The 15,161-nt window shown below is 69.3% G+C and carries 16 protein-coding genes; 4 read left to right on the top strand and 12 right to left on the bottom strand.

Going from position 1 to position 15,161, the window contains the following annotated elements:
- The first annotated feature begins 129 nt into the window (after positions 1-129).
- Together AOZ06_RS61305 and AOZ06_RS23415 are read left to right on the top strand one after the other, a co-directional pair.
- Complete coding sequence (locus AOZ06_RS61305; RefSeq protein WP_257721481.1) at positions 130-255, top strand: hypothetical protein; 126 nt, start codon at positions 130-132, stop codon at positions 253-255.
- Between the two features lie 98 nt (positions 256-353).
- The gene (locus AOZ06_RS23415) at positions 354-1,022 is read left to right on the top strand and encodes a helix-turn-helix transcriptional regulator (RefSeq protein WP_054291368.1); all 669 of its coding nucleotides are present in this window, start codon (positions 354-356) and stop codon (positions 1,020-1,022) included.
- A 121-nt stretch (positions 1,023-1,143) separates the two neighbouring features.
- Here the strand turns inward: AOZ06_RS23415 and AOZ06_RS62475 are convergent, their stop codons facing one another.
- On the bottom strand, positions 1,144-1,524 hold the full coding sequence (locus AOZ06_RS62475) for a hypothetical protein (protein ID WP_236952352.1): 381 nt from the start codon (positions 1,522-1,524) through the stop codon (positions 1,144-1,146).
- Between the two features lie 131 nt (positions 1,525-1,655).
- Here AOZ06_RS62475 and AOZ06_RS23405 point away from each other — a divergent pair, with 131 nt between their 5' ends.
- Positions 1,656-2,852: a metal-dependent hydrolase family protein gene (locus tag AOZ06_RS23405; protein ID WP_054291366.1), complete on the top strand. Its 1,197-nt coding sequence runs from the start codon at positions 1,656-1,658 to the stop codon at positions 2,850-2,852.
- Position 2,853: 1 nt separating this feature from the next.
- On the opposite strand, the gene AOZ06_RS23400 is transcribed toward AOZ06_RS23405, so the two are convergent.
- The 7 genes from AOZ06_RS23400 to AOZ06_RS23370 form a co-directional block, all read right to left on the bottom strand.
- The gene (locus AOZ06_RS23400; RefSeq protein WP_054291365.1) at positions 2,854-4,047 is read right to left on the bottom strand and encodes a cytochrome P450; all 1,194 of its coding nucleotides are present in this window, start codon (positions 4,045-4,047) and stop codon (positions 2,854-2,856) included.
- A gap of 64 nt (positions 4,048-4,111) precedes the next feature.
- On the bottom strand, positions 4,112-4,705 hold the full coding sequence (locus AOZ06_RS23395; protein ID WP_157233183.1) for a GNAT family N-acetyltransferase: 594 nt from the start codon (positions 4,703-4,705) through the stop codon (positions 4,112-4,114).
- A 9-nt stretch (positions 4,706-4,714) separates the two neighbouring features.
- Positions 4,715-5,107, bottom strand: coding sequence for a hypothetical protein (locus AOZ06_RS23390; protein WP_054291363.1), 393 nt, complete (start codon positions 5,105-5,107; stop codon positions 4,715-4,717).
- 13 nt (positions 5,108-5,120) lie between these two features.
- Entirely contained in the window at positions 5,121-6,128 is a 1,008-nt protein-coding gene (gene rfbB / locus AOZ06_RS23385) for a dTDP-glucose 4,6-dehydratase (RefSeq protein ID WP_054291362.1), read from the bottom strand.
- A gap of 26 nt (positions 6,129-6,154) precedes the next feature.
- Positions 6,155-6,772: a dTDP-4-dehydrorhamnose 3,5-epimerase family protein gene (locus AOZ06_RS23380; RefSeq protein WP_054291361.1), complete on the bottom strand. Its 618-nt coding sequence runs from the start codon at positions 6,770-6,772 to the stop codon at positions 6,155-6,157.
- Positions 6,773-6,794: 22 nt separating this feature from the next.
- Entirely contained in the window at positions 6,795-8,165 is a 1,371-nt protein-coding gene (locus AOZ06_RS23375; RefSeq protein ID WP_054291360.1) for an NDP-hexose 2,3-dehydratase family protein, read from the bottom strand.
- Positions 8,166-8,180: 15 nt separating this feature from the next.
- Positions 8,181-9,290, bottom strand: coding sequence for a DegT/DnrJ/EryC1/StrS family aminotransferase (locus tag AOZ06_RS23370; protein ID WP_054296853.1), 1,110 nt, complete (start codon positions 9,288-9,290; stop codon positions 8,181-8,183).
- Between the two features lie 451 nt (positions 9,291-9,741).
- Here AOZ06_RS23370 and AOZ06_RS23365 point away from each other — a divergent pair, with 451 nt between their 5' ends.
- Positions 9,742-10,377, top strand: a complete 636-nt coding sequence (locus tag AOZ06_RS23365; RefSeq protein ID WP_225954748.1) for an LmbU family transcriptional regulator — start codon at positions 9,742-9,744, stop codon at positions 10,375-10,377.
- A 65-nt stretch (positions 10,378-10,442) separates the two neighbouring features.
- Here the strand turns inward: AOZ06_RS23365 and AOZ06_RS23360 are convergent, their stop codons facing one another.
- The 4 genes from AOZ06_RS23360 to rfbA all read right to left on the bottom strand — a co-directional run bounded on the left by AOZ06_RS23360 (position 10,443) and on the right by rfbA (position 15,158).
- The gene (locus AOZ06_RS23360) at positions 10,443-11,672 is read right to left on the bottom strand and encodes a class I SAM-dependent methyltransferase (protein WP_054291359.1); all 1,230 of its coding nucleotides are present in this window, start codon (positions 11,670-11,672) and stop codon (positions 10,443-10,445) included.
- A gap of 116 nt (positions 11,673-11,788) precedes the next feature.
- Positions 11,789-13,252 (bottom strand): aromatic amino acid ammonia-lyase, encoded by a 1,464-nt coding sequence (locus AOZ06_RS23355; protein WP_054291358.1) that lies wholly within the window; start codon positions 13,250-13,252, stop codon positions 11,789-11,791.
- Positions 13,249-14,289, bottom strand: coding sequence for an AMP-binding protein (locus AOZ06_RS23350; RefSeq protein WP_054291357.1), 1,041 nt, complete (start codon positions 14,287-14,289; stop codon positions 13,249-13,251). The genes AOZ06_RS23355 and AOZ06_RS23350 overlap by 4 nt, the downstream gene beginning before the upstream one ends.
- Positions 14,286-15,158, bottom strand: a complete 873-nt coding sequence (gene rfbA, locus AOZ06_RS23345) for a glucose-1-phosphate thymidylyltransferase RfbA (protein ID WP_054291356.1) — start codon at positions 15,156-15,158, stop codon at positions 14,286-14,288. The genes AOZ06_RS23350 and rfbA overlap by 4 nt, the downstream gene beginning before the upstream one ends.
- Positions 15,159-15,161 lie beyond the last annotated feature (3 nt).

The raw sequence follows: 15,161 nt of genomic DNA, 5'->3' as shown, positions 1-15,161 counted from the left end.
GAGTGGACCGTTGGGTCAGCCGGTCCCGGCCGAGCGGCCCGGTGCGTGGCGCGCGGCCAGTCTGGCCAGTGCCACCGCCGCGACAGCAGACCGAAGTCGCGCACCGCGACGTCGTGGAACCCGGGGACGGTGAGCAGGTTGACGATGATCCCGGCCAGCCACGCGGCGACCAGCCAGCCGCCGAACCGCGGGATCAGCAGGACGACGGCACCGGCGGCGATCTCGACGACAGGCCGGGGTGTGCGGATCTTGTGACATCACCGGACATGGCCATCCCCTTCTAAAGCCAATGTCCGTTAACGTTAGAAGCGCGTCCGGTTTTAGTCAACGGGCACTTGTTTTAGAGTGGGGTCGTGGATCACCCACCGGCCGACGGCGTGGCCGCGGTGGCGGTGTTGGACGAACCGACCCGGCGCAGGCTCTACGAGTACGTCGCCCGGCACCCGACCGCGCTCAGCCGCGACGAGATCGCCACGGCACTGCGCGTCCCCCGGGCGACCGTGGCGTTCCACCTGGAGAAACTGGTCGACGAGGATCTCCTGGACGTCGGCTACGAGCGGCGCAACGGCCGCAGCGGGCCAGGCGCCGGACGGCCCGCGAAGGTATACCGCCGGTCGCAGCGCCAGGTCGCCGTGCAGCTTCCGGAGCGCCGCTACGACCTGGCCGGGCACCTGCTGGCCACGGCCGTCGAGGAAGCCGACCGCACGGGTCAGCCGGTCCGTGCCGTCCTCGAGCGGCAGGCCTACCGGTTCGGCAGGCGGCTCGGCGAGACCACGCACACCGACGGTGTCGTCGCCGCACTCGAAGCGCAGGGGTTCGAACCACGGACCGAGGGCACGCAGGTCCTGCTCGGCAACTGCCCGTTCCACACCCTGGCACGAGAGCACACGCAGACCATCTGCGCGATGAACCTGAACCTGCTCGACGGCCTCCTCACCGGCATCGGCGACACCGGCCTCACCGCCAGCCTCGACCCCCAGCCGGGGCATTGTTGCGTCCGGCTCCGGCCACCCTCAGCCTGACTGTTCGCGCCGCATCCGCCGGACCTCGGGAACAGCGGCAACGCGAGCAGCGTGGTCGCGCAAGCGCCGGAGGCCAGCAGCCGCCGCGGGCGCAGCCGCACCATCAGCAAACCACCGAGGATCATGCCGATCGCGTCGCTGGACAACACGAAGCCCCAGTCACGGGCCCCATCGGGCTGCTGGTTGGCGGCCAACGGCCCGAGCACGGCGAATGCGCCGACACCGAGCGCGTTGACGACCGCGAACTGCGCCACCATGCTCCGGAGCCACCGGCCGCGCGATCACGTCCCTTGTGGACGGACTGGAGGACGAAGGACTGCTGCGGCGCAACGCCGACCCGGACGACCGCCGGTCCATCCGCCTGGAGATCACCGGCAAGGGCCACGAACACCTCGGCGAGATCAAGCAACTGCACGACGCGCACGCCGAACACACCTTCGCCGTGCTCAGCGACGCCGAACGCGCCAGCCTGCTGGACATCCTCGACCACCTGCGCGCCCACGTCGCCGGCCCAGCAGTCCACACCCGGCAAGCGCTGTACAGGAAACACAGTCAAGGGCGGTTCGACCGCCGGACGCGCCGCGCCCTAGGCTTGACCTGCACACACGCACGAAGCGCGATGGGGGAAGCAGGATGGCCACACTGTCGATCGTCAACGCCCAAGTGTTCGACGGGGAGTCCGACGAACTGCACCCCGGCACCGTGTACGTCGCCGACGGCCGGATCGCCGAGGTGGGGCCGGACGCCCCGAGCACCGCCGACCGGGTGATCGACGCCAAGGGCGGTACCGTCCTGCCCGGATTGATCGACGCGCACTTCCACGCGTACGGCATCAGCCTCAACGGCCAGTACATCGAGTCGACGCCGTTGAGCTTCGTCGCGCTCGCCGGTGCGAAACGGCTGGGAGGTGCGCTCGCCCGCGGTTTCACGACCGTACGCGATGTCGCGGGCGGTGACCCCGGGCTGGCCGCCGCGATCGAGCAGGGTCTCATCGCGTCACCGCGTTACCTCTACACGGGTGCCGCGCTGAGCCAGACGGGCGGGCACGGCGACCCGCGTTCCACCGACTCCGACCTCTGCGGCTTCCACCACCACACGACCGAGGTGGTCGACGGCGTCGACGCGGTGCGCCGGGCGGTCCGCGACCGGTTCCGGCGCGGTGCGCACGCGATCAAGATCATGACGTCCGGCGGTGTCATGTCCCTCACCGACCCGATCCGCATCCCGCAGTACTCCCCCGAAGAAGTCACCGCGATCACGACGGAGGCCGCGCGGCGCGGCAGCTACGTCGCGGCGCACGCGTACTCACCGGAGGCGATCAAGCACTCGGTCGAGAACGGCGTGCGTTCCATCGAGCACGGCAATCTGCTCGATGCCGCCACCGCGGAGCTGATGGCCAGGCACGAGGCGTTCCTGGTGCCGACCTTGGCCGCGTACGACGCGATCGAACGACGCGGCGACGAGTTCGGCCTCGCCGCCGTGTCGAAGGCCAAGAACCGGGAGGTCCTCGATTCCGGCCGGACCGCGATCGAACTGGCGAGGGCGGCCGGTGTGCGTGTCGGGTTCGGCACGGACCTGATGGGCGGCCTCGAGGACGAGCAGTTGCAGGGCCTGCGGCTGCAGGTGGACGTGGACGGTGTGCTGAACACGTTGCGGTCGGCCACATCGGTCAACGCCGACCTGATCGGCCGCGCCGACCTCGGCAGGGTACGCGCGGGCGGCGTGGCCGATCTGCTGATACTGGAGGGAAACCCGTTCGACGATCCGCGGGTCCTGTGGAGCGGTCAGGAGAATCGGACCGTCGTGCAGGCGGGCACACCGGTCGGCTGACTCACCACGTGACCGGCAGTTCCCGCACCGTGTAGAAGATCGCGTTCTCGTCGAACGCCAGCTCGTCGAACGGCACGGCCAACGCCAGGCCCGGCAGTCGCCGGTACAAGGTGCTGAAGACGACCTGCAACTCCAGCCGGGCCAACGGCGCGCCCACGCACACGTGCCTGCCGTGCCCGAAGGCGACGTGGTGACGTGCGCTGCGGCGGACGTCGAGCGCGTCGGGCTCGGGGAAGGCCGTGTGGTCCCGGTTGGCCGTGCTCTTCACCGCGACGATGCCGTCGCCACCGCGGATCACGTGGCCGCCGATGTCGAGGTCCTCCCGCGCGACACGACGGGCCTCGGTGTGCGTGCTGGACAGGTACCGCAGGAGCTCATCCACCGCGTCGGCCACCAGCGCGGGGTCGTCGCTGTCGCGGACGGCGCGGAACTGCTCCGGGTGCGCCAGAAGCGCGGCCGTTCCCAGCGTGATCATGCTGGTGGTGGTGTCGTGCCCGGCGACGAGCAGGAGTTGGCCCAGAACGGCGATCTCGTGTGGCGTCATCGCTCCGGTCCGCGACTGCTCGACGGCCAGGGTGCTGAGCATGTCCTCGCCGGGGTCGGCGTTCTTCCTGACTACCAGGTCTTCCAGGTAGGCGTTCAGTTCCGCGCTCGCCGCCACGGCCCGGCCCGGGTCCGGCTCGTCCATCACGAGCGTCCTGGCCACCTCCTGGAAGAAGGCACGGTCGGCGTACGGCACGCCCAGCAGTTCGCAGATGACCTGCGACGGTACCGGCAACGCGAACGCCGCGACCAGATCCACCGGCTTCGGCCCGGCGAGCAGCCCGTCGACGAGGTCGTCCACGATCCGCTGGATCCGGGGCCGCAGGGCCGCCATCTTCCTGATCGCGAACTGCGCGGCCAGCAGCCGCCGCTGCGCGGTGTGATCCGGCGGGTCCATCTGCATCAACGTCCGCATTGTCGTGTCGCGCGCCTTGCTCACCGCGTTGGTGTGCGGAAACCCGGGCTGGGTGGCATCGACGCTGACGCGCGGATCGGCCAGCACGGCGCGCACGTCCGCGTAGCCGGTGACCAGCCAGGGCGTACTGCCGTCCCACAACCTCACCCGCGAGACCGGTGCCTGCGCGGTCAACTCCGGCGGCGGGTCGAAGGGGCATCCCGCCGCACGGGACATCGGGAACTGTGGCGTATCCATGAGCGCATGATGCCGAGCTCGAACACGCCGGTAATCGGGCAAAGCAGACGTGAACTGGGTCACGTCACCGGCGGAGGCTGAGCTGGCACAGCAGGCCCAACGGCCTCGCGTCGCACTTGGCGGCGACGCGATGCGAAGCGGTGTTGTCCTCGTCGGCGCTGTAGAACAGCACCTTGCCGTGGTCAGCGAGAAGCGTGGCCCAGGCGCGTGCGACCACCGGAGCCAAGCCTCGCCTTTGATACGGGTCCTCGGTCCGCACACCGACTTCCGCGGCCCGTTCGGTCCACCGCGCGCAGTGCGCGAGGCTCGCGACCTCGTCACCGTCCACGACAGCAGCCCACGGCCCGGCTGCACCCGACATCAGCAACGCCCACTCGTCCGCGTCCCAGCTCACCGGCCGTCGCAGGTCGCGTGGCTCGTGTACGAGCGAGTACCCGGCCGGAGCTGACGGCGGGGTCGGCGGGCTCGGCAATACCCAGCTGCGCGCCACGCTCATGGCGGTCGGCGTGCCTGACGCGACCACGGCCTGGCCGTCGATGACCTCAGCTCGGCCGTCGTATGTCGTCACCGTCACGAACACCGTGTCACACGCGATGCCACCGGGCTCGCGTCCCCAGATCGTGTCCGCTTCCAACCGCAACAAGTCAAGATCATCCACGAACCCACGTTACTGCCCGGTGTGAAACGATTTCCCGTCCTTCTCGCACACGACGATGCCCGTGCCCTCGTCACCCGAGTCGGCGGCGCACGTCCAGCCCTGGATGGTCACCGCCTCGTCCTCCTCGGGCGCCAACCGGTGGTACTCGGTCATCACCGCCATCGCCTCCGCGCACTCCACCAGCCCGGCTTCGGTTCGTTCGGCGATCACGGCCTTCGCCTCGGCGCTCGCGCCGCAGTTGACCTCGGCCGGTGGTGTGGCCTGCTGTGTCGTGGGCGACGGCGAACCAGTGCTGCTCGTGGAGAAGGTGCTGGTCGGCGGTGGCGCGGCGGTGCCGGCACCGGAACACGCCGCAACCAGCGTGATGAGGGCCAGCACCGCGCCAGCGGTCAAGCCACGCATAGCGTTGTCTCCCCTAGGACTTCGTGGCCCACGCGCTCTCGTTCACCGGGCTGCGGTCACGCAGCGGCTCCCACCAGGCCCGGTTGTCCGCGTACCAGCGGATCGTCTCCCTGACCCCGGTGTCGAAGCTGACCTGCGGCTGCCAGCCCAGCTCACGCCGGATCTTCCCGGCGTCGAGCAGGTAGCGCCGATCGTGCCCGGGACGGTCGGGCACGGTCTTCTTCAGCGAACCCGGCAGGCCGAGCTCGTCCAGCACCAGGTCGGCGATCTGCTCGACGCTGGCTTCCAGGCCGGTGCCGACGTGGTACGTCTGGCCGATCCTGCCGCGCTGGAGCACGGCGTCGATCGCACGGCAGTGGTCGACCGCGTGGATCCACTCCCTGCGGTTGTGCTTGGAGGCGTAGACCGGCAGCGGTTCGCCGTCCAGCGCGCGCGTGGTGAACAGCGGCAGGACGTTCTCCGGGAACTGGTTCGGCCCGTAGTTGTTGGCGCAGTTGGTGATCGTCACCGGCAGACCGAACGTCTCGTGGTACGAACGCACGGCGTGGTCAGCGCCTGCCTTGCTGGCGTTGTACGGCGTGCGCGGCCGATAGGGCGATTCCTCGGTGAACGCCTCGTCGGCGTCCAGCGGCAGGTCGCCGTAGACCTCGCAGGTGGAGATGTGGTGCACGCGCTTGACTCCCGCCCGCAGGCAGGACTCCAGCAGTGACTGCGTGCCCAGCACGTTGGTGCGGAAGAACCGGGCGGGATCCAGCACGGCCAGGCTGTTGTGCGACTCGGCGGCGAAGTTGACCACGGTCTCGATCCCGTGGTCGGCCAGCGTGCGCTCCACGGCGACGCCGTCGGCGATGTCGGCGTGCACGAACGTGATCCGGTCGCGGATGTCGGTCAGGTTGGTCTCGGTTCCCCGGTAGGTCAACGCGTCCAGCGCGACCACGGTGTCGGCTGGGTGTTCCCCGAGCCAGTAACGGGTGAAGTGCGAGCCGATGAACCCGGCCGCACCGGTGACGAGCAAACGCATCTGGGCACCTTTCGAGAAGTTCGGGATCAGGCGGGCCGGGCGTTGACCAACGGGCTCGCCTCGATCCGCAGGCACGTGGCGTAGTCCGGTAACAGGCCACGCGCGTTGGCCTCGGCGAGCGTCGGCGCTTCCAGGTCGCGGTCGGACAGCACCGGGTCGATGTCCCGCGGGATCGGCAGGCTCAGCTCCGGATCGAGGACCGACAGCGCCAGTTCGTTCTCCGGCACGTAGCTCTGCGACAACAGATACGACATCACAGAGTTGTCCTCGAGCGCCACGAACGCGTGACCGACGCCCAACGGCATGTAGGACGAGCGGTAGGACTCCGGATCGAGGATGACCGCGTCCCACTTGCCGTACGTCGGTGAGCCGACGCGGATGTCGACGACGATGTCGAGCACCTTGCCCCGCGTGCAGTAGACGTACTTCGCCGTGCCGGGCGGGGTGCTCGTGTAGTGGACACCCCGCACCACCCCGCGCCGGGACATGCTGATGTTGGTCTGCGTCACGGCGAACAGCGGTCTGCCGACCGCGTCGACGAAGGCGGCCTCCTGATACGGCGACACGAAGTGGCCGCGGTCATCGGCGAAGATCCTCGGCGAGAACTCGACCGCGCCTTCGACGGCCAGTTTCCGTGCCTGCATCCGGGTTTCCCTCCTTGTGTTTTCACCACAAGCTGTGCACGCAGGCGAGCAGGCTGCGTGCTTCGATGTTGAGGTAGTGGCCGTGCCGCAACAGGTCCATCAGCTGCCGCACGGTCAGCCAGCAGAAGTTCGGCGGCACGTCGACGGGGAACTCGTCGCCGACCTCCACCACGCGGTACCGGGTCAGCGCGTTGAGGAACCGGCCGCCTTCCTCGGAAAGCACAGTGTCGTAACGGATCCGGCCGACCTCGCCGGTCGCCACGCCCTTGACGAACGGGTCGTCGACGTCCGCGGGGTCCTGACCGGGCAGCAGCTGCACGGTCGGGCCCATCTCGACCAGGTCGAGCAGCCCGATCTCCGGGCGTGCCTGGACCAGCACGTGCAGCACGCCGCCGATCGAGCGCGTCAGGAAGATCGCCAGTCCCTGGCCGCGTGGTTCGAGCAGCGGCTGGGTCCACGCGGTGACCTCGCGGTTGCCCGCCTCGACCCGCACCCCGATGATGCGGAAGTCCCGCCCGGCGTCGTCGGCGATCTCGTGCTCGGTGCGTGACCAGTTGCGCACCTCGCCGACCGGGATCAGCCGGACGCTCCAGTCGCACATGGTCTTCGCCTCGGTGAACCAGCTCAGCGCCGCACTGGTCGTGTGCAACGCCTTGTCCGACAGGTACGAGCGGGTCAGCGCGTCGGCGAAGGACGTTCCCCTGGACTGCACGGCCTCGTCGGGCTGCGCGAAAGGCATGCACGACAGCACAGTCCGTGCGTCCATGTTCACCAGGTTGTGCACGCGCATCAGCTCGCGCACCAGGTGCAGCGGCAGCCACCGGTAGTCGTCGTTGACCGGCACGTCCCCGGTGATCTCGACGACCACGTTTCGGTTGCGTTTGCGCCAGAACCACGCGCCCTGCTCGGACTGCAGGACGTCCACGAGCACCTCGCCGCGGTCCGGCCCGATGAACAGGTCGAGGTAGCGGGTCGTGGCGCCGCGGTGCACCTGGGTGTAGTTGCTGCGGGTGGCCTGCACGGTCGGCGAGAGCTGCAACGTGTTGACGTTGCCCGGTTCCATCTTGGCCTGCATCAGGCAGTGCAGCACCCCGCCGAACCGCTTGACCACGATGCCGAGCAGGCCGATCTCCGGCTGGTTGATGATCGGCTGCCAGGTGACCGGCTCGCCGCCGACCTCGACCTGCAGTCCCTCGACGGTGAAGAACCGGCCGCTGTCGTGCCCGAGGTTGCCGGTCGCCTCGTCGAAGTGCCACGTGTCCAGTTCGGCGAACGGGATCCTGGTCACGTCGAACCGGCCGGCCCGGTGGCGGTCGGCCCACCACTCGTCGAACTGCGCGATCGTCGTCAGCACGCCGTGCCCGGTCACCGGCGCGGCACTCGTGGAAGTCACGGCAAAGTCCCTTCGTCAGAGGGTGGCAAGGACTTCGCGCAGCGCGTCGATGACCTTGTCCTGTGCGCCGCGGGTCAGCGACGGGTACATGGGCAGCGAGAAGATCTCGCCTGCCAGCCGTTCGGTGACCGGCAGCGAACCCGGCTCGACACCGAGGTGCGCGAACCCCTTCTGGGTGTGCACCGGCCACGGGTAGCTGATGTTGAGGTGGATGTCGTGCTCCCGCAGCGCCGCGATGATCTCGTCGCGCCGCGGGTGGCGGACGACGTGGACGTAGTAGACGTGGTCGTTGCCCGGCGCGGTCACCGGGAGCACGAGGTCGGTGTCCGACAAGGCTTCCGCGTACCGGTCGGCGATCGCGCGGCGGCCGGCGAGGTAGCCGGGCAGCCTGGTCAGCTTGCGGCGCAGGATCTCCGCCTGCACCTCGTCGAGCCTGCTGTTGTAGCCCGGCGTCCGCACGACGTGGTAGACGTCCTCCATGCCGTAGTAGCGCGACCGGCGGAGGTTCGCGTCCACCTCGGGGTCGCTGGTGACCGCCGCGCCGGCGTCGCCGTAGGCGCCGAGGACTTTGGTGGGGTAGAACGAGAACGCCGACACGAGGCCCATCGAGCCCGCGATCCGGCCGTGGTGCGTGGCGCCGTGCGCCTGCGCGCAGTCCTCCAGGATCGGCAGGCCGTGTTCGGCCGCGACGGCCTCCAGCGGCGCCATGTCCACGCACTGCCCGTACAGGTGCACCGGCAGCAGGCACTTGGTGCGTTCGGTGATCGCGGCTTCGACCTGGTCGACGCGCATCAGGTACGTGTCCTCGTGCACGTCGACGAAGACCGGTGTGGCGCCGACGGCATCGATCGCGATCACTGTGGGGGCAGCGGTGTTCGAGACGGTGATGACTTCGTCGCCGGCGCCGACACCGATCGCGCGCAGGGCCAGCACGATCGCGTTGGTGCCGTTGTCGACACCGACGCAGTACGCGGCCCCGTGGTAGTCGGCGAACTCCTGCTCGAACCCGGCCACGCTCGGGCCGAGCACGAGCTTGCCCGAACGGAAGACCTCGTCCACCGCGGCGAGGAGGTCGGCCCGCTCGTTTTCGTATTCGTCCAGATAACCCCAGACATATTGAGTCATGGTCGGCGTCATCCTCCAGCACGCGTGGGAGCACAATTCGAATGAGCGACTTCGGACCGGAAACCGGCCAACGGACAGACGCATCAACGTTGGATTCCGGCGATTCCGCGCTCCCCAGGAAAACTACTCACACGGCGAGCGGCAGTCAATTTCCATTCCTGGCCGACGGCCGCCGATTCATTCTCCGCCCGCCGCGCAGCCGCCCGGTCGTCCTACCTCCGCCCGTCGGCGGGCTGGTGCGTCCCGCTGGCGGGACGGCAGGCAACGGCGTGTGCGCCGCGAGTTGCCGCCGATCCCGCAGGTACCCGGTTTCACCTGACTGACCTGCGTTGTCCGCGCGTGCCAACACTGGCAACATGGCGTTCGGGGACGACAGCCGCGAGGGGGCGCGTGACGCGGCTCGGCGCGGAGCCACCGGGGGAGAAAGAACTGGGGAACAAAGCCAATGCCGATGAGCGAAGGCTATGCCGGACACACTGGGGACAAGCAGGAACAACGCAGGTCGTCGCCGGGCGCCGCATTGACGATGCGGACCTGCCTCGCGCTGCCCGCGAGAATGCCGTTGGACGAATGGCGGAGAATTGGCCGCCAGATCTTCACCATCTCGGACTCGTCGGCCTGGTGGCTGGGCGACTGGCTCATCTACGGGCAATCGGAGTACCCGGACCGCTACAAGCGGGCGATCGACGAGACCGGTCTGGACTACCAGACGCTGCGCAACTACGCCTGGGTCGCGCGCAAGTTCCGGCAGGAGCGCAGGCGCGAGTCGCTGAGCTTCCAGCACCACGCCGAACTGGCGAGCCTGCCGGAATCCGAGCAGGACGACTGGATGGACCGCGCGGAGAAACACAGCTGGTCGCGCAACGAGCTGCGCAACCGCGTGAAAGCCGGCCGCCGCGCCACGCGCGACGGGTCCGGGCACGCCGGCGCGGGGCAGAACGGGAAATCCCTGCCCGGCACCCGGCTGCAGGTCAGCATCATTCCCGACCAGCAGCAACGCTGGCAGGACGCGGCGGCGACGGTGGACCAGGACCTGCTGACGTGGATCGTCGCCGTGCTCGACGAAGCGTCCGCCACACGGGAGTGATTCGAACGACTGTCAACGAACTGGCCGGGGTGGCACGCCACCCCGGCCGTTTCGTGTCGCTCCACTCAGGACACGTGCACGTTCGGCACGTACTGGATCCAGCGACCGCCCGCGGCCCGGAAATCCTGTTCCTTGGCCATGATCTCCTCGGCGTGGTTCCACGCGAACAGCACGGCGTAGTCCGGGTAGCGCGCCGCGAACTCGGTCGGCGGCTTGACCGGGATGTGCGAGCCGGGCGTGACCCTGCCCTGCTTGGTCGAGCTCGTGTCCGAGATGAACTCGATCAGGTCGGGTCCGATCCCGCAGAGGTTGAGCACCGTGGCGCTCTTGGCCGTCGCGCCGTAGCCGACCACCCGCTGGCCCTTGTCCTTCAGCTCACGCAGCAGGCTGACCAGGTCGTCGCGGATCTTGCGGACGTTGGCGCCGAACGCCTCCAGCGTCGCGAACTCGGTCAGCTTCTGCTCCTGCTCGGCCGCGACCAGCTCGGCCACCGCCGCGCTGGGCGTGCGGGCGCCCGCCAGGGCGAGCGTGTAGCGGACTTCGCCACCGTGCACCGGGATCCGCTCGACGTCGACCAGTTCCAGGCCGTGCAGCCTGGCCATCTCCCGCACCGACTGCGCGGTGAAGAAGAAGAAATGCTCGTCGTAGACCTGGTCGAACGAGGTGCGCTGGACGATGTCGGCGAAGTACGGGTCCTCGAAGACGAAAACGCCCTTCGGTGCGAGCAGATTCACCACACCGCGCAGAATCGAGCCCATGTACGGGATGTGGCAGAGGGTGTTGGCGGCGTAGATGACGTCGGCCGGGCCTTGCTTGGCCCGGATGTCCGAGGCGACCGCTTCCTCGAAGAAGTCCTTGCGCACCGTGATGCCCTTGGCCGCGGCCAGGTCGGCGACACCGCCGGACGGCTCGACGCCCAGGTGCCGGATTCCCGCCTCCGCCAACGCCTTGAGCATGATCCCGTCGTTGCAGCCGAGCTCGACGATGAACGGGTCCGGCCCGGTCAGCTCGGTGGCGCGGAAGCGCTCGGCGAGCTTGCCGAAGTGCTCGCGCATGAACGACGAACCCGAGGACAGGTACGGGTAGTCCTCGTGGAACATCTCCTCGCGCGGCACCTCCTCCATCAGCTGCACCATCGAGCACGACGCGCAGATCCCGGTGGCCAGCCGGAAGAAGAACTCGTTGTCGCCGGCCTTCGCGGGCTCGGCGAACGCGTCGGACAACGGCTGCCGCCCGAAGTCGAAGAACTCCTGGACGATACCGTCGCAAATTCGGCATTGGGATGTGACCGGCATATCAAATCTCCTCGAGAAGTTGCCGAACCGGTTACCGGACAATAATTTACCGGACCCAGCTGGCCGGTATCGTTGTCCGACCGGAATTCGGTACGACGAATTTCCTGGTGGTTGAATCACGGCCGGAACAATTGTCCGGCCGCGTCGGCCAGCAGATCACGGGCGGCCCTGACCTCGCCCGCCATCGGCCGGTCGGCCGCCAGCGGCGGGCTGATCTCCGCGAGCGCGGCCCACGGCCGCGCCCGCGTCCGCTCGCCGGCCATGGCCGCGAGCTGTGCGGCACCGACCGCGAGCGAACCGACCACCAGCCAAGCCAGGTCCAGTGCGTCGGCGACCGAGTTGGCGCCGTTGAGCGCCATCGGGACGTGGTCCTGGTTCCAGCCGTTGGTGGGCAACGACGTGAGCGACGCCGGGTACACCAGTTGCCTGATCCGCGACACGAAGGAGGTCGCGCTGATCTGCACTCCCGCCAGGCCGCAGCCGCGTCCCGGGCGTGGAGTCAGCATGGGCGGCAGACCACCGTTCGTGGCGGGGTCGCAGATCAGGGCGAGCTGCCGGTCCGCCAGGTAGGCGGCTTGGTGCAGGGCCAGCCCGATCTGGTCGGACGCCAGGCCCACCGGCATCGCGTGGAAGTTGCCGCCGTGCAGCACCTCCCCTTCGTGGGTGAGCGGGTTGTCCGTGCACCCGGTCGCTTCGTCCAGCAGGACGTTGCCAGCCGAGTCGAGCTGGTCGAGCACCGCGCCGAGCACCTGCGGCGCGCACCGCAGGCTGTACGGCTCCTGCAGCGGCCGTGCCGGATTCCTGGACATGCCCGGCGGCAACTGCTCACGCACCCAGCGCGCCACAGTGGACTGTCCAGGTTGACCACGAGCGATCGCGATACCCGGCCGGTAGTGCTCCGGGTTGGCGCCGAGCAGGTCGGCGACGCGAGCCGTCAGCAAGGTGACCGCACGGACGAGCCGTGTCGCCGACTGCTGGTTGACGATGGTGGCGGCGAGGCTCGCGCCTGTCCCGTTGACGAACGCCAGCGCCTCCCGGACCGGCCATTCGACCGGCGTGGCCGACAGCGCCGCGAGCGCCTCCGCCGCGGGGCGCAGTGTCCATTCGTCCTCGACCCGCACCCACGCGTCGCCGTGACCGGTGTACGCGAGGGCCGCGTGTGCCAGCGGTTGCAGGTCGCCGCTCGCACTGACCGTGCCGTCGCGGGGAATCGCCGGGGTGAACCCGCGGTTCCACAGCTCCGCCAGCACGTGCCAGAACTCCGGCGACACCGCCGAGAACCCCTTGCGCATGCTCACCAGCCGCAGCCACACGATCAACCGGCACACGTCCGGGTCCAGCGGGCGGCCCTGCCCGCTGCCCAGGTGCGCGATCAGGCTCGCGCCCTGTTCGGCCTCGGACTCCGCGGCGAACTCGACGAGCGGCCCGAATCCCTGGGTGAGGCCGTAGATCGGGGTGCCCGCGGCCAGTGCCTTGGCCACGGTCGCGGCGCTCTCGGCCATCCGGTCGACGTCGTCCTGGCCGCAGGCCGGCAGTGCGGCGTCCCAGCCCGCCTGCCGGATCAGGGATGCCAGGGTCATGAGGCGGCCCGCCGGAGCTTGCCGGTCTCGGTCCGGTCGATCCGGTCCACCACGCGCACCCGCCTCGGCCACAGCCCCAGCACGCCGGCGACCGGGCTCAGGTCGTAGTCACCGGACGGGACGATCAGCAACTCGACGTGCTCGCCGACCATCGCGTCCACGTCCGGCACGAGCGCCAGGTCGGCGCATCGGATCACGGCACGCAACGCCACTTCGAGTTCGTCGAGGTTCAGCCGCCGCCCGTTGACCTTCACCAACCGGCTTCGCCTGCCGGTCAACCGGAACCGCCGGTCACCGGCAGGCTCGGCGAAGTCGTCCATCTGACGGCTGCGCGCGTTGCCAGCCAGCCGGGGACCGCGCACGACCAGCGGACGCTCGCCCCGGCCGTCGAGATCCACCGTCACGTCGTCGAACAGCCGCCACGGCGGGTTCCCGCCACGCCACCACCGATAGGCCACGCCGCCTGTCTCGGTGGACCCGAAGACCTCGACGACCCGCGCCTGCTCCGCGCCGGCCAGGAACTCCCCGGCGGTGGCCGGCAGCAGCGCGGTGCTGTGCAACACCGTCAGGTCGGCCAGCGAACGCACCCAGTCCGGGTGTTCCAGCAGGAGCCGGAAGATCCACGGCACCGCCACGACCGCCACGCGCCGCCCGGCCACCGGCGGCAGCGCCCCGAAGAAACCCGGCCGGTACCACGCCTCGACGCCCAGCTGTGCCGGCACCAGCACGCTGGCGAGCGCACCGAACAAGTGCCTCGGCGGCGCGAAGGACACCACCACGTCCGGCCGATGTGGACGCAGCAGGTCCGCCAGCAGACCCGCCTCCGCCCACAGCTGCTCACGCGTGCGTGGCCATTCCCGGCTGGGTCCGGTGGTCCCGGATGTCCGCATCACCACCGTCGCCGGCAGCGAGTCGCGTACCAGGTCCGCGGCGCCGGATGTCCACTGTGTACGCCACGCGCGATCGGTGATCGCGTCGAACCCGGCTGACAGCAGCTCATCCGGCGGTGTCGCCGTCTCGCTGGCGGGACGGCTCATGCCGCCGACCGCGCCACAGTCATGACGTAGCGCCCGTACTGCGAATTGGTCATCCGCTCGCCGAGCGAGTAGCACTCGTCGGCGTTGATGAAACCCATCCGCAGCGCGATCTCCTCCAGGCACGCCACCCGCACGCCTTGCCTGTTCTCCAGCACGTGCACGTACTGGCTCGCTTCCAGCAGCGACTCGTGCGTCCCGGCGTCCAGCCAGGTGAAGCCGCGGCCGAGGCGGACCAGCCGGGCCCGGCCTGCCCGCAGGTACTCCTTGTTGACGTCGGTGATCTCCAGCTCGCCACGGGCGGACGGCGCGAGGCCCCTGGCGATCTCGACCACGTCGGAGTCGTAGAAGTACAGCCCGGTGATCGCGTTGTCCGAGCGCGGCCGCGTCGGTTTCTCCTCCAGTGAGACGAGGTTGCCGCGTTCGTCGAGCTCGCCGATGCCGTAGCGCTCCGGGTCGGAGACCGGGTAGCCGAACAGCGTGGCGCCGTCGAGGTTCTTGCGGGTGTCGCGCAGCAGGCTGGGGAACCCGGTGCCGTGGAAGATGTTGTCGCCCAGGATGAGCGCCGAGTCCTCCGCGCCGATGTGGTCCGCGCCGATCAGGAACGCCTCGGCGATCCCGTTCGGTTCGGCCTGCTCCGCGTAGGTGATGTTCATCCCCAGGTGCGCGCCGTCGCCGAGCAGCGCCCGCATCGCGGGCACGCTCGCCGGCGTCGAGATGATCAGCACGTCCCGGATGCCGGCGAGCATCAGCACCGACAGCGGGTAGTAGACCATCGGTTTGTCGTAGACGGGCAGCAGTTGCTTCGAGGTCGCGGCGGTCAGCGGGTAGAGCCGGGTCCCGCTTCCGCCTGCGAGGACGATTCCCTTCATGAT

The sequence above is a fragment of the Kibdelosporangium phytohabitans genome (genome assembly GCF_001302585.1).
Classification (GTDB): Bacteria; Actinomycetota; Actinomycetes; order Mycobacteriales; family Pseudonocardiaceae; genus Kibdelosporangium; species Kibdelosporangium phytohabitans.
Note: the sequence above shows the minus strand (reverse complement) of the source record. Positions and strands in the feature narration are given on the sequence as shown.